The sequence below is a fragment of the Halomonas sp. BN3-1 genome (assembly GCF_003056325.1).
GTDB classification, from domain to species: Bacteria; Pseudomonadota; Gammaproteobacteria; order Pseudomonadales; family Halomonadaceae; genus Halomonas; species Halomonas litopenaei.
In genome coordinates this window covers 224,661-246,945 of the sequence record NZ_PYVV01000002.1, presented here as the reverse complement: position 1 = coordinate 246,945, position 22,285 = coordinate 224,661, and the positions used below count along the sequence as shown (strand labels likewise).

The window sequence follows — 22,285 nt, the reverse complement described above, 5'->3', positions numbered from 1 at the left end:
CTCGGTAATACGGCGTTAAAAATCGGATCAAAATGCTCATTTACACCCCGTAAACTGCGCTTTCTCACCGATTTTTGCCTTGTCTAACCTTCGCTCGTCGACTTTTCGGACAGCGCCTAGGTGACCTGGGCCGGCTCGGCGCGGCTCAAGCGACAGGCGGCATACTTGAACTCCGGAATCTTGCCGTAGGGGTCCAGCGCCGGATTGGTCAGCAGATTGACCGCCGCCTCAACATAGCAGAAGGGCACGAACACCATGCCGTCGGGCATGCCGTCGTCGAGCCGCGCCACCAGTGTGATGGCGCCACGCCGGGTGGTGATGGTCACCCGCTCTCCCGGTTGCACGCCCAGCCGGGTGAGCTCCCCCGCCGACAGGCTGGCCACCGCCTCGGGCTCCAGGTCGTCGAGCACCTGGGCCCGGCGGGTCATCGACCCGGTGTGCCAATGCTCAAGCTGGCGTCCGGTGGACAGCACCGTCGGGTAGTCGCGGTCTATGGGTTCATCGGGCGGCAGCGGCAACGCCGGCGAGAAACGCGCCTTGCCGCTCGCCGTGGGGAAGGCCTCGGAGAACACCACGTCTTCGCCCGGCGCCCCTTCCGCCAGGCAGGGATAGGTGACCGCGCCTTCGCGCTCGAGTCGCTCCCAGTCGATATGGTTCAGCGAGGCCATCCCCTTCTGCATCTCGGCGTAGACCTCGCGCGGGTGGCCATAGTCCCAGTCGAGACCGAAGCGCCGCGCCATCTCCTGGATGATCCACCAGTCCGGCCGCGCATCACCGGGCAGCGGCAGCGCCTGGCGCCCTAGCTGCACCTGACGGTTGGTGTTGGTCACGGTACCGTCCTTTTCCGGCCAGCTCGAGGCCGGCAGGATGACGTCGGCGAACTGCGCCGTCTCGGTGACGAACAGGTCCTGCACCACCAGATGTTCGAGGCTTGCCAGCGCCCCACGGGCGTGGGTCAGGTCCGGGTCCGACATGGCCGGGTTCTCGCCCAGAATGTACATGCCGCGGATGGTGCCGGCGTGGATGGCGTCCATGATCTCGACCACGGTGAGTCCCGGCTCGGGATCCAGGGCGTCGCCGCTGCCGTCGCTGCTTGTGCCAGCGTTGCCCCAGAGTTCCTCGAAGGAGGCCCTCACCTGGGCGTCGGACACCGGCTGGTAGTCCGGCAGCACCATCGGGATCAGGCCGGCGTCGGAGGCCCCCTGGACATTGTTCTGGCCACGCAGCGGATGCAGGCCGGTGCCGGGGCGCCCGGTGTGACCACAGGCCAGCGCCAGCGAGATCAGGCAGCGGGCATTGTCGGTGCCGTGGGTATGCTGGGAGATCCCCATGCCCCAGAAGATCATCGCCCGTTCGGCGTTGGCGTATTCCCGCGCCGCTGCGCGGATCTCGTCGGCGGGCACGCCACAGGCCATGGCCACCGACTCCGGCGTCTGATCGCGCACCGATGCCTTGAGCCGCTCGAAGCCCTCGGTGTGCTCACGGATATAGGCCTCATCGAAGAGCTGCTCGTCGATGATGACGTTCAGCATGGCGTTGAACAGCGAGACGTCGGCCCCCGGGGTGAAGCGCAGTACCCGATGGGCATAGGCGCCCATGGCCTGGCCCCGTGGGTCGATGATGATGAACCGGGTGCCACCCTTGGCCGCCTGTTTGAAGAAGGTCGCCGCCACCGGATGATTGACCGCCGGATTGCAGCCGGTGAGGATCACCACGTCGGCGTTCAGCGCCTGCATGAAGGAGGCGGTCACCGCACCGGAGCCGATGCATTCCATCAGCGCCGCCACCGAGCTTGCGTGACACAGCCGGGTGCAGTGGTCGACGTTGTTGGAGCCGAAGCCGGTGCGTACCAGCTTCTGGAACAGCCAGGCCTCCTCGTTGGAGCACTTGGCACTGCCGAAGCCTGCCAGCGCCCTGGGACCGTGGTCGGCCTTGAGCCGGGTCAGGCCCCCGGCGGCCAGCGCCAGCGCCTCGTCCCAGTCGGCCTCACGAAAATGGGTCAGTGGCCGGGCGGGATCGAAGCCCTCATCCATACCCTTGGGCACGCCCTCGCGCCGCACCAGCGGCCGGGTCAGCCGCGACGGGTGGCGGCCGTAGTCGAAGCCGAAGCGTCCCTTGACGCACAGCCGTCCCTGGTTGGCCGGGCCGTCGCGGCCTTCCACGTAGAGGATGGCGTCATCCTTGACGTGGTAGGTCAACTGGCAGCCGACACCGCAGTAGGGACACACCGAGTCCACCTTGCGCTCGGCGCTGTCGCTGTTACCACGGCCCTGGGCATCGATCAAGCTGGTCGGCGACAGGGCGCCGGTGGGACAGGCCTGGACGCACTCGCCGCAACCCACGCAGCTGCTCTGGCCCATAACGTCATCGAGGTCGAACACCACCTTGCTGGCGGCGCCGCGATGGGCCATGCCGATGACGTCATTGACCTGCACCTCACGACAGGCGCGCACGCACAGGGTGCAGTGGATACAGGCGTCCAGATTGACCGTCATCGCCGGATGGCTGGTGTCGTGGCCTGCTGTCGCGGAAGCACGGCGCCCCCCGCTCGCATCGTCTGCGATCGGCGGGCACTGGCCGGGAAGGCGAGCGCCGGGCGCATGACGCACGACGTCGGGCCTGCGCCGGGGATAGCGTGCGCGGGCGCGGGTGGCGTCCACCGCCAGGTGATCGGCCATCTGCCACAGCTGGCTTGCACGGTCCGGGCTATCGTCGCGCGGCGGCTGATCGCTGAGCAGCAGCTCCAGCACGCCCTCGCGGGCGACCCGGGCGCGCTCGGACGACTGGCTTCTGACCACCATCTCGGGGCGCGCCTCCCTCAGGCAGCTGGCGGCGAGCACCCGCTCGCCTTCGATCTCCACCATGCAGGCACGGCAGTTGCCGTCGGCGCGGTAGCCGCTGGCGTCCTTGAAGCACAGGTGCGGTATGGTCTCCCCGGCACGCTTGGCCACCTGCCACAGGGTCTCGCCGGGCCAGGCGCTCACTTCGACACCATCCAGCGTCAGCGTGAAGGACTCAAGCGTCGAATCATCAGCGACGTGGGAGACAAAAGCGTTCCTGGATCCGGTCATCAGCACGCTCCCTCGGCGGTATCGGTGACGATGATGTCGTGGCGCCCCAGATCATCGCGGAAGTGGCGCAGCAGACTCAGCACCGGATTCGGCGCCGCCTGCCCCAGGCCGCAGATCGAGGCGTCCTGCATCACCCGGGACAACCGCTCCAGGTCCTCCACCACCCATCGATCGCGCTCGAGCAGGCTCAGCATCTTCTCGCTGCCGACCCGACAGGGGGTGCACTGACCGCAGGATTCATCGGCGAAAAAGGCCAGCAGGTTGGTGGCCACCGCACGCAGGTCGTCCTGGTCGGACAGCACGATCACCGCCGCCGAGCCGATAAAGCAGCCCTCGGCCTGGAGGGTGTCGAAGTCCAGTGCGATATCCGCCTTGGCGGCAGGCAGGATACCGCCGGAGGCGCCCCCCGGTAGGTAGCCGGCCAGCTGATGGCCCTGCGCCATGCCGCCGCCGTACTCGTCGACCAGCTCGCGCAGGCTGATGCCGGCGGGCGCCAGATAGACACCAGGCCGCCGCACCCGCCCGGACAGCGAAAAACTGCGCAGGCCGCTGCGCTCGCGCCGGCCCTGACCGGCGTACATGGCCACCCCCTCGCGCCACAGCACCGGTATCCAGTACAGGGTCTCGACGTTGTTGACCAGCGTAGGCCGGCCGAACAGGCCCTTGTGGGCGACCAGCGGCGGACGATGCCTGGGCTTGCCAGGCTTGCCCTCCAGCGACTCGATCATCGCCGACTCTTCGCCGCAGATGTAGGCCCCGGCGCCACGCCTGAGGATAAGCTGGCCCGGCTGCGCGATACCGGCGTCTTCGAGCTCCTCGATGGCCTCGATCAGTACCCGGTGGACGCCGGGATACTCGTCGCGCAGGTAGATATAGACGCCTTCTGCCTCGACCGCCCAGCAGGCCACCAGGGCGCCTTCCAGCATCTGATGGGGGGCGCGCTCCAGGTAGTAGCGATCCTTGAAGGTCCCCGGTTCACCTTCGTCGGCGTTGACCGCGCACCAGCGAGGACCGGACTCGGCGCGAACGCTCTGCCACTTGCGATGGGTCGGGAAACCCGCGCCTCCGAGGCCACGCAGGCCCGCGCGCTCGAGCATCGAGGTCAACTCATCGACCGTCACCTGGCCTTCCCGGCAGCCGCGCAGCAGCTCGTAGCCGCCCTCTCGGCGATATTCGTCGAGGCGCTGCCACAGCACCGCCTCAGGGTGGACCTTGCCGGTTTCCACCAGCACCTCCACCGCCTGCGGGGTGGCGTGGCCCAGGTGGTGGTGCCCCACCTCGACCACCGGCGCCAGGTCGCAGCGGCCCATGCAGGGGGCACGGGTAACGCGCACCTGCTCGGGGTCGAGGCCGTCGCTCAGCGCCTCGGCCAGACGCTCGGCCCCGGCCAGTTCACAGGACAGCGAGTCGCACACGCGCACCGTCAGTGCGGGTGGTGGCGCCTCGCCGTCATGCACCACATTGAAGTGAGCGTAAAAGGTCGCCGTCTCGTAGACCGCCGCCATGGGCAGCGTCATGTAGCTCGCAAGCGCCCTCAGCCAGTCAAGCGCCAGATGACCATTGGCGTCCTGGATAGCGTGCAGGTGCTCGATCAAGAGATCGCGCCGCCGCAGCTCGGGGTGCTTGCGTTCATCGCCCAGCAACCGACGCAATGCCTCGAGGAGGTCGGGGTCGGTCTGGCGCCCCTTGAGGGTCGCCCGGGTACGCCGGGATCGGCTGGCGTCGGAAGTCACGGTGGTATCGGGTTCGACGGTCATTGCTTGACTCTAGTTATGTCCATGTAAGGCAGCGGTGCGGACTTTGCCGGGTCGACGCGCCCTGCCACTGGCGGTCCCTGCCTTGATGCTGGCACCGCTTGGCGTCAGCGTCCATCGCCTTGTGGACTACCTTGTTGACCGTGCCGGGCCCCGCCGGCAGGCAAGACGCCCTCTGCCTCGAGCATCGACAGGATGGCGGCGGCCCCTTCTGTGGCCGAGACATCCTCGAGCACCCGACCACCGCCACCTTCGGCCTTGGCGGCGGCGGCCTTGAAGCGATCCCGGGCGCTGGTGGCGGTGACGATCTTGAGCCGCCTGGGGCGGGCGCGGGCCGGTATCAGCGGCCACTGCTCCACCGCCGGGTCCAGCACCAGCTCTTCGCCTGACTCGACCAGACGCAGCTGACCACGCCGGGCCGGACCGAAGGCGCTCTGGCGCGCGGCCGGTGCCGCGCTGTCCACCCCCAGGATGGCCGGCAGGGTCACCGCCAGACGGCGTCGCTGTCCCTGCGGCAGCGCCTGCAGCACGATGGCCCGGAACAGCGCGGTCTCCTCGCTGTCCTTGACCTTGCCCGGCTCACCGTCCTCAGCGTGCCGCTGGCGACCCTCGATCGCTTCAATACGCTCGAGGGCCACCACCCCAGGGACCCAGGCCCAGCCGAGTTGCTCGGCCAGCACCATCGGCAGCATGCCGGTGCCCTCGCCCTGCTCGGCACGCATCCCGCACAGCACCAGGCGCGCCTGACGGTGGTGAGCGACCCCCTCCGAAGGCGATGCCAGCGACGCCCGAAGTGGCGCCATGGCGTCCGCCGCCGCCGGTGCCTTGATCCAGCGAATGGCGTCCAGGCCCATGCCCAGATAGCCACGCAGCGCCGCTTCGGTGTCGTCGCCCTCCGGCCCCTGGTGCCAGGGAATCAACTCCACCTCGGGAGGGGTCGTCTTCTCAGCCACTAATGCCTCTCTCAGTGACAGCGCCTGTTTCAGAGACAACGCCATTTCCAGCGCCCGGGCGTCGCCATCGGCACGCTGGGCGCGACCGGTCAGACGATGGCGCCCCACCGACAAAAGCACATCCAGGCGAAGCGAGGTAATGGCGCCGACTTTCGAATTGCCAGCATCGGCGCTTGAGGCCTTGGCGTTGGCGTTGGCGTTGGCTTTGTTTTTGACACCGCCATTGGCATCGGCACTGGCGCCGATCTGGGCCTCGCCATGGGGGGAGGAAGATTCAGGCAACATTCAGGGCCTCCTTCGAGGATGTTTCCGCTGGCCGGAACTCGTGGGTATCGCCACGCTCGCTATCACCTTTGCCTCCACGTTCCCCCCCGGCCTCGACCAGACGTACCAGTTCGGCGAGGATCTCGTCGCCATTGCCAATCACCGACAGATCGGCCCGCTTGACCATATCGCAGCCGGCGTCGCGGTTGACGGCGATGACCTTGTCGCAGCGCTGGATCCCCTGCAGGTGCTGGATCGCCCCGCTGATCCCCACCGCCAGGTAGACCCGGGCGCTGACGAAGGTGCCGGTGGCCCCCACCTGGCGATGGCGTGGCATATGGCCGTCGTCCACCGCCACCCGGGAGGCGCCTTCGCTGGCGCCCAGCGCCTGGGCGGCCCGGTGAAAGCCGGGCCAGTCGCCAACGCCATTGCCGCCGGACAGGATAAAGGGCGCCTCGTGCAGCGCGATCTCGGCAGGGTCCACCGCCACCGCGCCAAGATCCTCGACCCTCATCTCAGGCGCGTGCGGTGGCTCCAGGGCCATCGCTCTCGCCTCGCGGCGGGTCTCGACCACCGGCTCGGCGCATTCGGCCAGCGCCATCAGGATGCGCGGCAGCGGACGGGGCTGGTCCTCGCGCCCGGACCCGGTCCGACAGACGCAGGACCCGCCGGCATCGAGCCCGCCATCCGCCTCGACCCGCCACACTCCACAGGCGGGCCGCTCGCCCAGCCGTACCGCCAGCCTGCGCCCCAGATCGCCGCCATCCAGGGCGGTATCGGGAAACAGCCAATGGCGCGGCGCCAGCGCTTCATCCACTCGGGTACAGGCCGCCAGGCGTGCCTCGGGGGCATAACCCTCCGCCACCGCCAGGCAGACCACCCGATCGGCCCCGGCCTCGCCGAGCGCCTGCTTCAGCGCGGGTGGCGGCGAATCCCCGAACAGGATGGCCACCACGGCCAGTTCAGTTCCCTCTGGCTTGGAACCGCTATCGGCCAGTCGGCGGGCCAGGCCGAACAGATCGCGATCGTGCTCGGTCAGCCTGCCGGACGCGGTATCCGGGACCACCGCGATCCAGCCCGCCGGGGCTTCCAACGTCACCGCTCGGCGCCGGTCGCGGGCGACCTGAACGTCTGTGGTCTGGGCGCGACCTGCAGGCGACGCGGCGGCTCCCGCCTGGACACCGCTGCGGTCGATACGCCGACGACCGTTGGGGCCAATAAAGCCCACCGCGTGGGGGTTCCGGCGCAACCGTCCTTGGGGGCCCATCCACGCCTGTGGCGTGGTGGCGCCCTCCAACGTGGCCAGCACCGCCTGATGCTGCGGATGCAGGCGGTTGCGGGCGATCCACTCTTGCCGGGGATCGCGACGCCGCCGACCCATCGCTACTGGGGCGCTGCCTCGCGTCGCTTCATCGGACGGGTTCATTGGCTCAGCTCCTCTACATCACGGCCCACGCCTCGGTCCACGACCGGGTCCACGCCTCTTGCCACACCTCCTTTTGCCACACCTCCTTTTGCGGCGACCGTCCTGCCGTGTGCTGGCGCGTTGCGCGCTTGGCGCTTGCCGGCAGGCGGTTCGATCAGCGCCTCGGCCACCAGCTCGGCGATATCGCGCACCTGGGCGGTGGCATCGACCACCCCTTCGAGCATGGCGGTGCACTGGGGGCAGCCCACCGCTACCAGCTCGGCGCCGGTCTCGGCCACGTCGGCCATGCGCATGTCGGGAATCCGCCGCTCGCCAGGTACGTCGGTGATCGGGGCGCCGCCACCGCCACCGCAGCAGCGTGAACGGAAACCGGAGCGCTGCATCTCGGATAGCTCGATGCCGAGCGCCGCCAGCACCTGGCGCGGGGCCTCGTATTCGCCGTTGTAGCGCCCCAGGTAGCAAGGGTCGTGGTAGGTGACACGGCCGCGCTGACGGGATTCGAGCGTGAGCCGTCCGTCAGCGATCAGCTCCTGAATGAAGGTGCTGTGGTGGCGCACCCGGTAGTCGCCGCCGAAGGCGCCGTACTCGTTGCCGAGCACGTGGAAGCTGTGGGGGTCGCAGGTGACGATGGTCTGAAAGCGATAGTGTGAAAGCGTCGCCACGTTGGCCCTGGCCAGACGCTGAAAGGTCGCCTCGTCTCCCAGCCGGCGCGCCACGTCGCCGCTATCGCACTCCTCGTTGCCAAGCACGGCAAAGTCCACCGACGCCGCCCGCAGGATCTTGACCAGGGCGCGCAGAGTACGCTGATTACGCATGTCGAAGGCGCCGTCCCCCAGCCACAGCAGCACATCCACCTGGCCGTAGTCGCGCATCAGCGGGAGCGCCAGGTCGGCCGCCCAGTGCATGCGTGACCCAGGGGCAAAGCCGCCGGGATTGTCGGTGGCGATCAGATTGTCGAGCACCGCCGCGCCCTTGCCCGGGGTCTTGCCGCGCTCCAGGGTCAGGTGACGGCGCAGGTCGACGATGGCGTCCACGTGCTCGATCATCATCGGGCACTCTTCCACGCAGGCCCGGCAGGTGGTGCAGGACCATAGGGTATCGGCATCGAGCAGGGCGCCACCCGCCTCGACGACGATGGGTCCTCCCGGCCGGCCCTGGTTCTGAGACTTGTCTTGACCTCTATCTTGAGTGAGCGGCCGGCCGGGATAGGGCGAGCCGTGGTAGCTGTCGGCGCTGGCACCGGTCATGCCTCGGACCATGTCCTGGATCAGCTTCTTGGGATTGAGCGGCTGGCCGGCGGCGAAGGCCGGGCACACCGCCTCGCAACGCCCGCACTGCACGCAGGCATCGAAGCCCAGGCGCTGGTTCCAGGTGAAGTCCTCGGGACACGCCACCCCCAGCGGCGCCTCGGGGTCGTCCAGATCGAGCGCCTTGAGCCCAGTGGAGCGCGGCGTGCGCCCCTCACGCTCGCTTGAGCGCGTGGAAAAGCGCTCTGCCCGGCGATGCCAGGCCAGGTGCAGTGCACCGGCGAAGGCGTGCTTCATCGGCCCGCCCCAGGTCATGCCCAGCAACATCTCGGCGAGCCCCAGTGCGAGCCCCACCAGCAGCACACCAGCCAGCGTCCAGCCGAGGATGCCGCCGAGCCAGCCTGGCGGCAGCAGCGAGGAAAGCAGACTGACCAGTGCAACGCCGGCAAGGCTTGCCGAGAAAACCGTGAGGCTCCTGGGCAGGCGCATCCAGGGGCCACGCGACAGCCGCGCCGGCAGCGAGCGCCGCCGCCTGGCGACCAGCCTGGCACCGACCAGCATCAGCACGCTGGCGGCCAGCATCAGGCCGGTCAGGCCGAGCCTTAGCCCCGCCGGCATCGGCACCAGCAACACCAGCAGCATCAGCAGCGCAGCGGCGACAAAGCCCCCGGCGGTGGCCACGTGGGTGTGGGCGAAGGCCTTGTCCCGGGCCACCACGTGGTGCAGATCCACCAGATAGCGTCGTGGCATCGCCGCCAGGCCCGCCAACCAGGGCACCGGCGAGGGCCGCCCGCGTCGCCACAGGGTGAAGCGTCTGGCCCCACCCACCAGGGTCAGTGTCAGCACGGCCAGCACCAGCACGGCCAGCAAGTCAGGAAGAACGGTTGCGGGCATCTTCTATCTCCTCTCGACGAGGGGCAGGCGGGCGGCGGCAGGGCCGCCCTCGTGGCTCGCTCAAACGTCCTTGCACAGACGCAGGGCGTCATAGATCGCGGCGTGCACATTGCGCGGCGCCACCCCGTCGCCCAGTCGGAACAGCACGAAACCGGCGCTGCGATCTCCAGCGCTGCCACCTTCTGCGTCCAGGTGCGCCAGGCAGGGCTGCGGCCTGGCCGCGTAGAGCGCTTCCAGATCGACCTGACCGCGATTGAGCGAGGCCTCCTTCATCTCGAGGTAGAGCCGCTCGTCCGGGCGCACGCCGTTCTCCACCACGATCTGGTCGACCACGCGCTCCTCCTGCACCCCGCTGTACTCGTTCTCGAGCACCGCCACCAGCGACGCCCCCTCGCGGTAGACCTCGTGCAGCATCAGGTCCGAGGTCATGATGACCTCCTTCTCGTACAGGCTGCGGTAGTAGGTGGGGAAGGTGGTGCCCCCCACCGCGGCCCCGGGCTTGATGTCGTCGGTGACGATCTCGACCCGGGCGCCCTTGTCGGCCAGAAAGTCGGCGGCGGATACCCCGGAGAACTCGCAGATGGAATCGAACACCAGCACGTTCTGGCCCGGTGCCACCTTGCCCGAGAGGATGTCCCAGGTGCTGACAACCAGGCTCTTTTCCGGGTCAGGGTCGAAGCCCCAGTCGGCGTACTGGTCGAGAAACGGCCGTCCGCCGGTGGCCAGCACCACCAGGTCGGGCCTCAGGTCATCGATGGTGGGTACATCGGCCCGGGTGCCCAGGCGCAGGTCCACCTTGAGCCGGGCAAGTTCGAGCTGATACCAGCGGGTAATCCCGGCGATCTGGTCGCGACTCGGGGCCCTAGCCGCCAGGGTGATCTGGCCGCCCAGGCTGTCCTCGGCCTCGAACAGGGTCACCTCATGGCCGCGCTCGGCCAGCACCCGGGCGGCCTCCATGCCACCGGGACCGCCACCCACCACCACCGCGCGACGCCTCGGGCCTTCGCTCTGGCTGATGACATGCGGCAGGCCCATATACTCCCGCGATGTCGCCGCGTTCTGGATGCACAGCACGTCGAGGCCCTGGTACTGGCGATCGATGCAGTAGTTGGCGCCGACGCACTGACGGATCTGGTCGACCTGGCCCATCTTGATCTTGGCGATCAGGTGGGGGTCGGCGATATGCGCCCGGGTCATCCCCACCAGGTCGACGTAGCCGCCTTCGAGGATGCGGTTGGCCTGGGTCGGGTCCTTGATGTTCTGGGCGTGGATCACCGGCACGCTGACCACTTCCTTGATACCCGCGGCCAGGTGCAGGAAGGGCTCCGGCGGATAGGACATGTTGGGAATGACGTTGGCCAGGGAGTTGTGGGTGTCACAGCCGGAGCCGACTACGCCGAAGAAGTCCACCTTGCCGGTGGCATCGTAGTAGGCGGCGATGGCCTTCATGTCGTCGTGGGTCAGGCCATCGGGGTGGAACTCGTCGCCGCAGATGCGCATGCCCACCACGAAGTCGTCGCCGACCTCGGCACGCACCGCCTTGAGCACCTCCAGGCCAAAGCGCATGCGGCCCTCGAAGGTGCCGCCCCAGGCGTCCTCGCGCTTGTTGACGCGGGGGCTCCAGAACTGGTCGATCAGGTGCTGGTGCACGGCGGACAGCTCGACCCCATCGAGACCGCCCTCCTTGGCCCGGCGAGCGGCCTGGGCGAAGTCACCGACGATGCGCCAGATTTCCTCCTCCTCGATGGTCTTGCAGGTGGAGCGATGGACCGGCTCTCGGATGCCCGAGGGTGACACCAGGGTGGGCCAGTCGTGGCCATCCCAGCGCGAACGACGCCCCATATGGGTAATCTGGATCATGATCTTGCCGCCGTGGCGGTGCACCGCCTCGGCCAGGTTCTGAAAGTGCGGGATGATGCGGTCGGTGGACAGGTTCACCGAACTCCACCAGGCCTGGGGGCTGTCGATGGAGACCACCGAGGAGCCGCCGCAGATGCATAGCCCGCAGCCGCCCTTGGCCTTCTCCTCGTAGTAGCGCACGTAGCGCTCCGTGGTCATGCCACCGTCGGTGGCGTGGACCTCGGCGTGGGCGGTGCTGACCACGCGATTGCGAATGGTCTGACTGCCGATGGTGATCGGCTCGAAGATCGCGTCAAAGGCCATGGGGAAACTCCTCTGCCCGGACGAAGGTGGAACCACGAAAGACGCTTGGCCTGCGGTGGTCGCTGACTGGGGTCGCTGACGGGAGCCGCTGGCTGGGCTCGCCGACGGGGGTTGCTGGCTGAGCTCGCCGACCGGGGTTGCTGATTAGGGTCGCCGATCGGGTTCGCCGAACAGCGTCACCTGACAGGAACACCAGGGCGGCGCACCGAATCGACGAGATAGCGCAGCTCAGCGAGGCACGGTGGCGAGCGGCTGGACCTCGAAGCGGCCTACCTCGCAGCCTGGCTCGGCGGCGCTCTGGGTCTGCTCGGCACGGGTACGCAGCGCCGACCCCGAGGCCGCCAGAATCTGGTCCATGGCACCGGCGAACCAGCCGGTGAACATGTACTCGACCCGGTAGCCAACCTTGCCCAGCTGGTAGACGAAGGCGCTGTGTTCCAGTCGCACCCGGGCGGTCCCCGCCTCCAGGTCGATGGCCTCGGTGATGAAGCGGCCCCAGCCTCGCTGGGACAGACGCGTCATGTAGTGCTCGAACACCGCCTCGCCGACCAGACCGTGCAACTCGGCCTCCTTCTCGCACCAGTGCCAGGCGCTCTTGTAGCCGGCGTGGTAGAGAATCTCGGCGTAGGCCTCGACGCCCAGCGCCTGCTCCACGGCGATATGGTTGTTGATAAAGAAGTGTCGCGGCACATACAGCATCGGCAGGGCATCGGAGGTCCAGACACCGGTCTCGACGTCCACCTCTATGGGCAGTTCAGGCGCCATCTTGGTCACGGTCGACTCCTTGGCAGGCGGTATTGTTGTGGTGGTTGTGTGCTATTCGCCCCAGACATCGGCCAGCACCCGTACCCAGTTCTCGCCCATGATCTTGCGCACCTGGGCCTCGCTGAGGCCGTGGCGCAGCAGCGCTTCGGTGAGGTTGCCGAACTCGCCGATGGTGCGAATCCCCTTGGGGTTGATGATCTCGCCAAAGGAGGTCAGGCGACGGGCGTAGCCCTTGTCGTGGGTCAGCCACTCGAAGAAGGCCTGGTCGTGGCCCTGGGTGAAGTCGGTGCCGATACCGATGGCGTCTTCGCCGACGATATTCATCACGTAGACGATGGCCTCGACGTAGTCGTCGATGGTGGCGTTGACCCCGGCCCGCAGGAAGGGGGTGAACATGGTTACGCCGACGAAGCCGCCATGATCGGCGATGAACTTGAGCTCCTCGTCGGACTTGTTGCGCGGATGTTCCTTGAGCCCGGAGGGCAGGCAGTGGGAATAACAGACCGGCCTGGACGACTCGAGGATCACTTCGCGCGAGGTGTTGGCGCCAACGTGAGACAGGTCACACATCACCCCGACCCGGTTCATCTCGGCGACGATCTCGCGACCGAAGCCGGACAGGCCACCGTCGCGCTCGTAGCAGCCGGTGCCCACCAGGTTCTGGGTGTTGTAGCAGAGCTGGACGATACCGACGCCGAGCTTCTTGAAGATCTCGACGTAGCCGATCTGGTCTTCAAAAGCATGGGCATTCTGAAAGCCGAAGATGATGCCGGTCTTGTCTTGCTGCTTGGCACGCCGGATGTCTGCGGTGGTGCGCACCGGCAGCACCAGGTCGCTGCACTCTTCCATCAGCGCGTTGGTGGCCACGATATTGTCCACCGTGGCCTGGAACCCCTCCCACACCGACACGGTGCAGTTGGCCGCCGACAGCCCACCACGGCGCATGTCCTCGAGGAGTTCACGGCTCCACTTGGCGATGATCAGACCGTCGATCACCGTGGCCTCGCGGTGAAGCGCCCGGGCGTCGATGGCACCAGTTTCGGTTTGCGTCAGAGGGGAGTTCATCGCTGTTGTCCTTACCCGCTTCAGGGAGAGCGCCAGCGGCAAACGCTGGCGTTGTGCGGGCAGGATAGCGCCGCCCCGGGGGGCCACGACGCCTGATTGCGACGACGAGAATTCCAAAAGCGTCACCGCCGTTCCGGCAGCGACAAAAGGCACCCGTGGGCAAAGGAAAGAAGCGAAACGACGAGCGTCGAGACCGAGGGAAGGCGTGCCAGAAGTGAAGGGGCGAAGGGAAAAAGAAGCGAGTGGACAGAACCCAAAGGATCAAGGACTGCGACGCCTGCCGGCTACAGCTTCTCCAGGTAGCCAAGGCCCAGGTTATTCATCTGTCGCTGAATCCAGGCGGCATGACGGGCGGTGCGCGGCCCCGGGTGCGAGGCGCTGCGCTCTCGCGGGTTGGGCAGCACCGCCGCCAGGCGGGCCGCCTGGGCGGCGCTCAACTGATCGGCACCGACGCCAAAGTAGTGGCGACTGGCGGCCTCCAGGCCAAAGACCCCCCGGTCGAATTCGACGATATTGAGATAGACCTCGAGGATGCGCTCCTTGGGCCACAGCAGTTCCATCAGGGTGGCGAACCAGGCCTCGAACACCTTGCGCACATAGTCCCGCCCGGTCCACAGAAACAGATTCTTGGCGGTCTGCTGGGTAATGGTGCTGGCCCCGCGCAGCGAGCCACCATTCATCGCGGACTCGATGGCACGCTTCAACTCCACCAGGTCGAAGCCATGATGGTCGGGGAAGCGCTGGTCTTCCGCCGCGATTACCGCCAGCTTGGCGTTGTCGGATAGCTCATCCCAGGGACGCCAGCGCTGCTGGATGTCCAGCGGCTCGCCGGAGAACCAGGACGAGACCTCGCGCTCCAGCATCACCATGGAGCCGAACACCGGCACCACGCGAAACACCAGCACCAGCACCACTGACCCCAGCGCAAAGGCAAGGGTGGCGCGTAGCAGAAGTCGGCTGAGAGGGCGCCACCAGTTGCGCATGCATCGGGCTCGGTTGGAATCGATCCGGGGAGTATATCAAGGCCTTGGGTGGGGCGGGCAATCGCCGCTGTCAGCATTTTACCGGTGTGGCCAAAGGCTCTCCTGCCGATATCTGGCGTCCAGGCATGCCGAAGCCTGGTCCCAGGCCTCGTCCAGCAAATTCAGCCAGCGAAGGCGCATTGTTCAACACGCCCTTCGCTACTTGGGCAACACCTTGAAGCTGCCGTAGGTCGGCTCCCCGCGGGCTTCTTCCAACGCCGACAGCGCCCGGGACACCGGTTCGTCAGGGGCCGCCGCCAGCAGCGGGGATACGGTGCTACCGGCCACCACCGGCGAGAAGGCGCTCCAGCCCAGTCGCTCCTCCCGCGGCGGCAGGCCGAAGCACTCGCGGTAGCACTTGGAGAAGTGCGGGGTGGAGACGAAGCCACAGGCGGCGGCGATATCGATGATCGACATCGAGGTCTGCTTCAACAGCTGACGGGCGCGATTGAGCCGCAGGCGCATGTAATAGCGCGACGGCGAGCAGTGCAGGTTGCGCTGGAACAGCCGTTCCAGCTGGCGCCGCGACAGGCTGACGTAGCGGGCCAGTTCGTCCAGGTCGATGGGCTCTTCAAGGTTGTTCTCCATCAGCGCGACGATCTCCTGCAGTCGCGGCTGGGTGGTGCCGAGCATATGCTTGAGCGGCACCCGCTGCTGGTCCTGCTCACCACGCACCCGGTCGCACACGAACATGTCGGAAATGCCCGCCGCCAGCTCGCGCCCATGGTCACGCCCGATCAGCGTCAGCATCATGTCCAGCGGCGCGGTGCCGCCGGAGCAGGTGAAACGGTCCCGGTCCATGGCGAAAAGTTTCGACGTCAGGCCGATGCCCGGGTAGGCCTCCTGCAGCGCTGCCTGGCACTTCCAATGGGTGCTGACCTCATAACCCTCGAGCAGCCCGGCCCGGGCCAGCGCCCAGGCGCCGGTACACACCGAGCCAAATCGCTTGAGGTGGCGTGCCTGGGCCTTCAGCCAGCTTACGTGGCCCTGGTGCACATGGCGGGTCGGCGCCACGCCGCCGCAGACCACGACCATGTCCAGCGACAGCGGCACCGTGATCGACGAGTCCGGCGTCACGGTCAGGCCGTCGCTGGCCTGAAGCGGCGCACCATCCAGGCTCAGGGTGAACCAGCGATAGAGTTCCTGGCCCGATAACTGGTTGGCCATGCGCAGCGGCTCGATGGCCGAGGCCAGCGAGATCAGGGTGAAATGCTCGAGCAGCAGAAAACCTACGGTCTGTGGCCCCTCGGGCCGGCTAGGCAGGGTCATGGTCATCTTCTCCACAGCGTCGGCCTCCTCGTCGCAAGCCACGAGGTACCGTCACGTCCATTTGTTGTTATCGCGACGTCGTAAACGGAACAGGACTCGCGCATGGTGTCGACACCCTCGACGTTGCCAGCGTCGCTACGGGTATCGCAGGCAGGAGCGTCCGTGCTTTTCTCCGACGACTTTACGCCTGGCGACTGAGTCTCGGCATCACAATAATCGCTATCGGCTGCCGCTTGACCAGTCGTCTCCGACAATGATGTCGCAGGTGACTATGACGAGGTCGCATCTGTCACCTGACAAGGCAAAGGATCGGCCATATTTCCCCATTCACGACAGGGCTATCTCTCCAGGCGACCCGTTGATGCCTTGCCGGGACGCCGCCTTTGGCTCGCCAGCCAGCGCACGCCCACCCCCTGCCCGGACACGCCAACACCCAGCACTCTCTTCCCCCACTCCATGGTCCGGAAGTTCAGGCCGCAGAAATCCCGGGCAAAAAAATAAGCCCAGAAACACCACGGCCCCCGATGATCGGGGGCCGTGGTGGATACCTTGGAGGGTACTGCAGGCTGGCGAGAAGTCTCGCTCAGCGCTTGGCGTAGAGCTTCTCGGCGTGGTAGCGCAGGTGATCCTCGATAAAGGTCGCGATGAAGAAGTAGCTGTGGTCGTAGCCGGGCTGGCGACGCAGGATCAGCGGGTGATCGCGCTCGGCACAGACCGCCTCCAGTCGCTCTGGACACAACTGCTCATCGAGGAAGTCATCGGCGTCGCCCTGGTCGATGAACAACGGCTGACGTGAGGCGCCACGGGCCACCAGCTCACAGGCGTCGTACTGGGTCCACTTGCTGGAATCCTCGCCCAGATAGGCCGAGAACGCCTTGCGCCCCCAGGGGCACTGGGTCGGATTGACGATCGGCGAGAACGCCGACACCGAGCGGTAGTGCCCCGGCTTGCGCAGCGCCAGAATCAAGGCACCGTGGCCTCCCATGGAGTGACCACTGATGGACTCGCGACCGTTGAGCGGGAAGTGCTGACGAACCACCGAAGGCAGCTCTTCGGTGACGTAGTCATACATCCGGTAGTGGGCCTTCCACGGCTCCTGGGTGGCGTTGACGTAGAAGCCCGCCCCGGAACCCAGATCGTAGCTGTCGTGCTCACCCGGCAGGTCGGTCCCCCGGGGACTGGTGTCGGGGCAGAGGATGGCGATGCCCAGCTCCGCCGCCAGCCGATGGGCACCGGCCTTCTGCATGAAGTTCTCGTCGGTGCAGGTCAGCCCCGACAGCCACCACAGCAGCGGCACCTTCTCCGTCTCGGCCTGGGGCGGCAGATAGATGGCGAAGGTCATCTCGCAGTCCAGCGCCCGCGAGTGGTGACGATAGCGCTTGTGCCAGCCGCCGAAGCTGCGATTGGCGCTGACCAGTTCCAGATGTTCGCTCATGGACATGGCGACTTCCCCTCAACGATGAAGCCCCGAGGTCCGGGGCGGATAAAACGACGCGGTGCGTTCTGGCGGACGACGCGGCCGTCTGGCGGTGGGGCGAGCTGGCATCAATACTGCGCCAGCAATCGGCTCACCGCCAATCGGCGCCCGCCTGGCCCATCGCTTGGGACAGGCGGGCGTGGCCTCATCAGCGCCGTCTCGATGCTACCGGCTCAGTAATGCAGTACGGTGCGGATGCTCTCGCCGGCGTGAAGCAGGTCGAAGGCCTCGTTGATCTTCTCGAACTCCATGTTGTGGGTAATGAAGTCGTCGATGTTCAGCTCGCCCTTCATGTACTGCTCGACGTAGCCCGGCAGCTGGCTACGGCCCTTGACGCCACCGAAGGCGGAGCCCTTCCATACCCGACCGGTCACCAGCTGGAAAGGCCGGGTGGAGATCTCTTCGCCGGCGCCGGCGACACCGATGACGATCGACTCGCCCCAACCCTTGTGACAGCACTCCAGCGCCGACCGCATGACGTTGACGTTGCCGATGCACTCGAAGGAGTAGTCGACGCCGCCGTCGGTCAGGTCGACGATCACCTGCTGGATGGAATCGCTGTAGTCCTTCGGATTGACGAAGTCGGTGGCGCCAAACTGCTTGGCCAGCTCGAACTTGTCCGGATTCACGTCGATGGCGATGATACGACCGGCCTTGGCCATCACCGCACCCTGGATTACCGCAAGGCCGATGGCACCGAGACCGAACACCGCCACGGTGGCACCCGGCTCGACCTTGGCGGTGTTCATCACCGCGCCGATCCCGGTGGTCACCCCGCAGCCGAGCAGACAGATCTTGTCCAGCGGCGCTTCCTTGGACACCTTGGCCAGCGAAACCTCTGGCACCACGGTGTACTCGCTGAAGGTGGAAGTGCCCATATAGTGATAGAGCGGCTTGCCATCCAGCGAGAAGCGTGTGGTGCCGTCAGGCATCTGGCCCTTGCCCTGGGTGGCACGGACCGAGCTGCACAGATTGGTCTTGCCCGAACGGCAGAACTTGCACTCGCCACACTCGGCCGTGTACAGCGGGATGACGTGGTCGCCGGGCTTCAGGCTGGTGACGCCCTCCCCCACTTCTTCGACCACACCGGCTCCCTCGTGACCCAGTACCGAAGGAAACAGCCCCTCCGGGTCTGCTCCGGACAGGGTATAGGCGTCGGTGTGACAGACACTGGTGGCGACCACCCTGACCAGCACCTCGCCGGCCTTGGGGCCTTCGACATCGATTTCGGTCAGGGTAAGCGGCTTGCCGGCTTCAAGGGCAATGGCGGCGCGAGACTTCATGGCAATCTCCTCGGATCGGGGGTTGCACGCCAGGCATGAACGACCAAGCCTGGCGTACTGACGTAAGGGGCACGGGTCATCCTGACCCGGTGGATGATGACCACAGTCTAGACCTCGCTACGGACTGGGATAAAGCACGCATTCGGCATAACATTGTTGCTGTCTCGCAACAATGGAGAGCGCCATGCATCCCTGGGCCGGCATTGAAGCCTTTATCGAAGTGGTACGCCTGAAGTCCTTTGCCGCCGCCGCCCGACGCCTGGGTGTATCCAGCTCCCACGTCAGCCGACAGGTGGCCGCCCTGGAAAGCCGGCTCGATACGCCGCTTCTGTATCGCACCACCCGCCAGATAAGCCTGACCGAGGCCGGTCGGCTCTACTATCAGCAGTGCGAGGCGCTGGTCGACGGCTTTCGCGAGGCCGACGCCGTGGTCAAGGACTTCGAGGCTCACCCCAGGGGCGAGCTGGCGCTGACCTGCGCCACCACCTTTGGCGAGCGCTACGTGGCGCCTCTGATCAACGACCTGCTGATCCAATACCCTCAGCTCGGCGTGCGCCTGCACTTCACCAACCGCCAGGTGGACCTGATCGAGGAGGGCTTCGATATCGGCATCCGCATGGGCACGCTGGAGGACAGCACCATGATCGCCCGCCGCCTGGCCGATAGACGCGAGTACGTGGTGGGCTCCCCCGACTACTTCCAGCGCTACTCGCAGCCCCACGCCCTGTCCGAACTGAAGCACCACCGCTGCCTGCATGGCTCACGTGATCGCTGGCGCTTCGCCGTCGACGGCATTCCCCGGGAAGTGGCGATCAAGGGCCCCTGGCAGGGCAACTCCGGCCCGGCCCTGCTCGACGCCGTGCTGAAGGGCGTGGGCCTGGGTCAGCTTCCCGACTACTACGTCGAGCACCATCTGGCCCGTGGCGAACTTGTCTCGGTGCTCGACACCTACCGCCACAGCGATACCGGCGTCTGGGCCGTCACCCCGCACCACCGCCACCGCTCCCCCAAGGTCCGCGTGGTCATCGACTACCTCGCCGAACACCTCGCAGAGCGCCTGCCACCGCGATATCGCGACAGGCGAGGCACCGACGAGCCAGCGCCATCCGACTAACCCCAGCGACAAAAAGGCCCTCGATACGCTTTCGTATCGAGGGCCTTCGACATCTGGTCACCAAAAGGCTTGCCTCCTATTGCCTGCCATCTGTGACTATTGAAAAGACCCATCCTCCTGATACTCGAGGCCGTAGTAGCTGGGCACAAAGATATTATGTTCTTCCTGCCACTCCCGAGAAAGGCGGATGGCCTCACGGATCTGCTCGGGGGTCATTTGTTCTTCAAGGCGGGCTTTATCGGGGGCGCTGCCAGGTGAGAGAAGGTCGTAATATTTATAGGCTTGGACGAGGTCGATATCCGTACCTATCCCTTCTTCGTAGACTTTTGCCAAGCCAGAAAAGCCATCCATCGGATTACCATATGGAAGCCCTTCGATTTTAGACATCCATTCAAAGACCTTTTCTTCGTCTTGAGAAACACCATCACCATCATAAAACATTTGAGCAACATTAGAAGCAGAAATCTTATCACCACCATTAGCCGCTTCGATAAACCATCTAAGAGCCGCCTCATAATCAACTTCCACCAGATCAACTGGCATTTTCCCTTTATAAGCAAAGGCGATTTCTCTCTGGGAGTTAATATAACCATTTTCAGCAGAGACTATAAGATAATAAAGAGCTTTTACAAAATCGACCGAAGCACCGCCTCCATAATAATAAGCCTCATATAAATCATAACCAGCATCTACGACACCACCTTTCCACGCTGACTCTAAAATCCTAACGCCTTCCTCTTTATTCATCCCAACATCATACCCATACATCAAAGAGACACCTAAAAAATATTCTGACTTAGCATCGCCTCCTTGATGTTTTTCTATAATGTCTGACAAATCAATATCTTTTAAAAAAGGTGCCATCGAAAATGGGCCACTATCATTGTTCACTATGAATGCAGACTCTCCAAGCGCTAACCTCTCAGTACCACTTGTCTCTTTATTATCACATGCAGATATAAAAACAAAAAACACAAAAGAAAGAATTTTTTGCATTATTTAAAACCTTACTATGAAATTCTCAGAACTACTCCACGGAATATCAACATTACGCACCGAGACTCGCACCAAAATCGATTCACCAACGTAAAGATTACTATATGACTCGTCAAAATGAATCGTATAGCACCCATTATTATCTGACACTTCAGCAGGAATTTCTGCTAAACCAGCACGTCCGCCCACTCAAAGGCAAGGGCAATGCATCGGCTGTCGGCACCCTCGTCGAATTGAAAAGCGGTTACCTGATTCTGGCGAGGAGGAACGATGCAACCGCAACCGCCACCGCTGCCGTGGAAGGCTCTAGCGCTGCGCTGAACCGAATGCCATTGTGAAGTGACCCCCTCCAGAGCTGCACAGGCTATAGTGCAGCCATCAGGAGGACAGGATGAACGACGACAACCCCATCAAGCGATGGACCGCGAAGCGCAAAGCCGCCGTGGTCATGGACATCTTCAAGGGCAAGACAACCGTCGCTGAAGTGGCTCGCCAGTATGACCTCACCGTCTCCGAGGTCGAAGGCTGGATCGATGAGGCCCAACGCAACATGGAGAACGGGTTCAAAGCCCGCCCCAAGGACATCCGTGAGCAGTACGAGTCCGAGCTCCGGGAGACCAAGGAGGCACTGGGCGAAGCCCATCTGCAGATCTATGCACTAAAAAAATTCAAGCGCCTGCTCGACGAGGACGAGAACTCGTAAGGTCGCTGCAGGCGCAACTGGCCGAGGAAGGTCATGTGGTATCGCTCGTCAAGCTCTGCCGCTGGTTGGGACTCCCCCGGCGAAGCCTGTATTACCGGCCCAAGCCGCGGCGCCGTGTGATCAATACCGAGCTGGCTAGCAGGGTGAAGCTGACTCTGGAACGGTTCCCTACCTATGGTTATCGTCGTCTGGCGTGCGTGTTGGGAGAGAACCGCAAGCCTATCCAACGCATCCTGCAGTTGAAGGGCTGGCAGGTGCGCAAACGACCCCAAGGCTTCCGGCCACGTGCCAGGAGCTTGCCGTCAGTCGCTTCAAGACCTGATGAGCGATGGGCAACTGATCTGACTCACGTGTGGTGTGGAAAGGATCGACGAGCCAGCTTGGCGGTGATTATCGACTGTTGCACTCGGGAGATCCTCGGCTGGCGATTATCGGACAATGGCAGTAGCAAGACCGCCGAGGCCGCGTTGGAAGAGGCCCTGGTGCATCGATTCGGCGCCTTGGGCCGAATTCATCACCCCTTGGCACTGCGGTCCGATAACGGCCTGGTCTTCAGCAGTCGCCACTACACGGGCACGGTGAAGGCCTACGGACTCACCCAGGAGTTCACGACACCGTACACGCCGGAACAGAACGGGCTCGTAGAGCGCTTCTTCCGCTCCCTGAAGGAGGAGTGTATCTGGCTGCATCGGTTCGAGTCGCTGGGACAAGCCAGGGCAGTGATCAATCACTGGATCCGGTACTACAACGAAGAACGGCCACATCAGTCTCTGGGCTATGTGGCACCCCAAGCACACCCTGCATTAGCTGCGTAGGGTG

15 protein-coding genes and 2 pseudogenes are annotated in these 22,285 nt (G+C 65.1%); 4 read left to right on the top strand and 13 right to left on the bottom strand.

Features of this window, described 5'->3' with window-relative positions:
- Positions 1-116: 116 nt before the first annotated feature.
- From fdhF to C9F12_RS04420, 12 genes and pseudogenes are all read right to left on the bottom strand, one after another.
- Positions 117-3,071 (bottom strand): formate dehydrogenase subunit alpha, encoded by a 2,955-nt coding sequence (fdhF, locus tag C9F12_RS04475; protein ID WP_108448111.1) that lies wholly within the window; start codon positions 3,069-3,071, stop codon positions 117-119.
- Positions 3,071-4,828, bottom strand: a complete 1,758-nt coding sequence (locus tag C9F12_RS04470; RefSeq protein WP_205254625.1) for an NADH-ubiquinone oxidoreductase-F iron-sulfur binding region domain-containing protein — start codon at positions 4,826-4,828, stop codon at positions 3,071-3,073. The genes fdhF and C9F12_RS04470 overlap by 1 nt, the downstream gene beginning before the upstream one ends.
- A gap of 104 nt (positions 4,829-4,932) precedes the next feature.
- On the bottom strand, positions 4,933-6,063 hold the full coding sequence (locus C9F12_RS04465; RefSeq protein WP_240184167.1) for an electron transfer flavoprotein subunit beta: 1,131 nt from the start codon (positions 6,061-6,063) through the stop codon (positions 4,933-4,935).
- Positions 6,053-7,468 (bottom strand): electron transfer flavoprotein subunit alpha/FixB family protein, encoded by a 1,416-nt coding sequence (locus C9F12_RS04460; protein ID WP_240184166.1) that lies wholly within the window; start codon positions 7,466-7,468, stop codon positions 6,053-6,055. Before C9F12_RS04460 ends, C9F12_RS04465 begins: the two co-directional genes overlap by 11 nt.
- Before the next feature lie 152 nt (positions 7,469-7,620).
- Positions 7,621-9,609, bottom strand: a pseudogene (locus C9F12_RS04455) ((Fe-S)-binding protein); the annotation flags it as partial.
- A gap of 60 nt (positions 9,610-9,669) precedes the next feature.
- Positions 9,670-11,772 (bottom strand): NADH:flavin oxidoreductase, encoded by a 2,103-nt coding sequence (locus C9F12_RS04450; RefSeq protein WP_108448109.1) that lies wholly within the window; start codon positions 11,770-11,772, stop codon positions 9,670-9,672.
- 228 nt (positions 11,773-12,000) lie between these two features.
- Positions 12,001-12,546: a DUF5943 domain-containing protein gene (locus C9F12_RS04445; protein WP_108448108.1), complete on the bottom strand. Its 546-nt coding sequence runs from the start codon at positions 12,544-12,546 to the stop codon at positions 12,001-12,003.
- Positions 12,547-12,588: 42 nt separating this feature from the next.
- Positions 12,589-13,602, bottom strand: coding sequence for a dipeptidase (locus C9F12_RS04440; RefSeq protein WP_108448107.1), 1,014 nt, complete (start codon positions 13,600-13,602; stop codon positions 12,589-12,591).
- A 284-nt stretch (positions 13,603-13,886) separates the two neighbouring features.
- Positions 13,887-14,585, bottom strand: coding sequence for a monofunctional biosynthetic peptidoglycan transglycosylase (mtgA, locus tag C9F12_RS04435; RefSeq protein ID WP_045994978.1), 699 nt, complete (start codon positions 14,583-14,585; stop codon positions 13,887-13,889).
- Between the two features lie 198 nt (positions 14,586-14,783).
- Positions 14,784-15,899, bottom strand: a complete 1,116-nt coding sequence (locus C9F12_RS04430) for a GlxA family transcriptional regulator (RefSeq protein WP_108448187.1) — start codon at positions 15,897-15,899, stop codon at positions 14,784-14,786.
- Between the two features lie 577 nt (positions 15,900-16,476).
- On the bottom strand, positions 16,477-17,334 hold the full coding sequence (gene fghA, locus C9F12_RS04425) for an S-formylglutathione hydrolase (RefSeq protein WP_045994979.1): 858 nt from the start codon (positions 17,332-17,334) through the stop codon (positions 16,477-16,479).
- A gap of 209 nt (positions 17,335-17,543) precedes the next feature.
- A complete protein-coding gene (locus C9F12_RS04420; protein WP_045994980.1) occupies positions 17,544-18,653 on the bottom strand; it encodes an S-(hydroxymethyl)glutathione dehydrogenase/class III alcohol dehydrogenase in 1,110 nt (369 codons plus the stop codon).
- A 184-nt stretch (positions 18,654-18,837) separates the two neighbouring features.
- Between C9F12_RS04420 and C9F12_RS04415 the strand changes: the two genes are divergently transcribed.
- Positions 18,838-19,767 (top strand): LysR family transcriptional regulator, encoded by a 930-nt coding sequence (locus tag C9F12_RS04415; protein ID WP_108448106.1) that lies wholly within the window; start codon positions 18,838-18,840, stop codon positions 19,765-19,767.
- Positions 19,768-19,863: 96 nt separating this feature from the next.
- On the opposite strand, the gene C9F12_RS04410 is transcribed toward C9F12_RS04415, so the two are convergent.
- Positions 19,864-20,763 carry a tetratricopeptide repeat protein gene (locus C9F12_RS04410; RefSeq protein ID WP_108448105.1) on the bottom strand — a complete coding sequence of 300 codons (900 nt, stop codon included), beginning with the start codon at positions 20,761-20,763 and terminating at the stop codon, positions 19,864-19,866.
- A 188-nt stretch (positions 20,764-20,951) separates the two neighbouring features.
- Between C9F12_RS04410 and C9F12_RS04405 the strand changes: the two are divergent.
- The 3 genes and pseudogenes from C9F12_RS04405 to C9F12_RS04395 all read left to right on the top strand — a co-directional run.
- Positions 20,952-21,098, top strand: a pseudogene (locus tag C9F12_RS04405) (IS30 family transposase); the annotation flags it as partial.
- Positions 21,099-21,154: 56 nt separating this feature from the next.
- Positions 21,155-21,466, top strand: a complete 312-nt coding sequence (locus C9F12_RS04400; protein WP_045995248.1) for a DUF1153 domain-containing protein — start codon at positions 21,155-21,157, stop codon at positions 21,464-21,466.
- Entirely contained in the window at positions 21,430-22,281 is an 852-nt protein-coding gene (locus C9F12_RS04395) for an IS3 family transposase (RefSeq protein WP_342586462.1), read from the top strand. The genes C9F12_RS04400 and C9F12_RS04395 overlap by 37 nt, the downstream gene beginning before the upstream one ends.
- Positions 22,282-22,285 lie beyond the last annotated feature (4 nt).

What these genes read in the sequence shown, in the direction of transcription:
- C9F12_RS04460 (WP_240184166.1), bottom strand. Translation starts at nt 7,468, where the DNA reads ATGAACCCGTCCGATGAAGCGACGCGAGGCAGCGCCCCAGTAGCGATG.
- C9F12_RS04415 (WP_108448106.1), top strand. Translation starts at nt 18,838, where the DNA reads ATGCATCCCTGGGCCGGCATTGAAGCCTTTATCGAAGTGGTACGCCTG.
- C9F12_RS04410 (WP_108448105.1), bottom strand. Translation starts at nt 20,763, where the DNA reads ATGCAAAAAATTCTTTCTTTTGTGTTTTTTGTTTTTATATCTGCATGT.
- fghA (WP_045994979.1), bottom strand. Translation starts at nt 17,334, where the DNA reads ATGTCCATGAGCGAACATCTGGAACTGGTCAGCGCCAATCGCAGCTTC.
- C9F12_RS04420 (WP_045994980.1), bottom strand. Translation starts at nt 18,653, where the DNA reads ATGAAGTCTCGCGCCGCCATTGCCCTTGAAGCCGGCAAGCCGCTTACC.
- mtgA (WP_045994978.1), bottom strand. Translation starts at nt 14,585, where the DNA reads ATGCGCAACTGGTGGCGCCCTCTCAGCCGACTTCTGCTACGCGCCACC.
- C9F12_RS04465 (WP_240184167.1), bottom strand. Translation starts at nt 6,063, where the DNA reads ATGTTGCCTGAATCTTCCTCCCCCCATGGCGAGGCCCAGATCGGCGCC.
- C9F12_RS04470 (WP_205254625.1), bottom strand. Translation starts at nt 4,828, where the DNA reads ATGACCGTCGAACCCGATACCACCGTGACTTCCGACGCCAGCCGATCC.
- C9F12_RS04450 (WP_108448109.1), bottom strand. Translation starts at nt 11,772, where the DNA reads ATGGCCTTTGACGCGATCTTCGAGCCGATCACCATCGGCAGTCAGACC.
- C9F12_RS04430 (WP_108448187.1), bottom strand. Translation starts at nt 15,899, where the DNA reads ATGACCATGACCCTGCCTAGCCGGCCCGAGGGGCCACAGACCGTAGGT.
- C9F12_RS04440 (WP_108448107.1), bottom strand. Translation starts at nt 13,602, where the DNA reads ATGAACTCCCCTCTGACGCAAACCGAAACTGGTGCCATCGACGCCCGG.
- C9F12_RS04400 (WP_045995248.1), top strand. Translation starts at nt 21,155, where the DNA reads ATGAACGACGACAACCCCATCAAGCGATGGACCGCGAAGCGCAAAGCC.
- fdhF (WP_108448111.1), bottom strand. Translation starts at nt 3,071, where the DNA reads ATGACCGGATCCAGGAACGCTTTTGTCTCCCACGTCGCTGATGATTCG.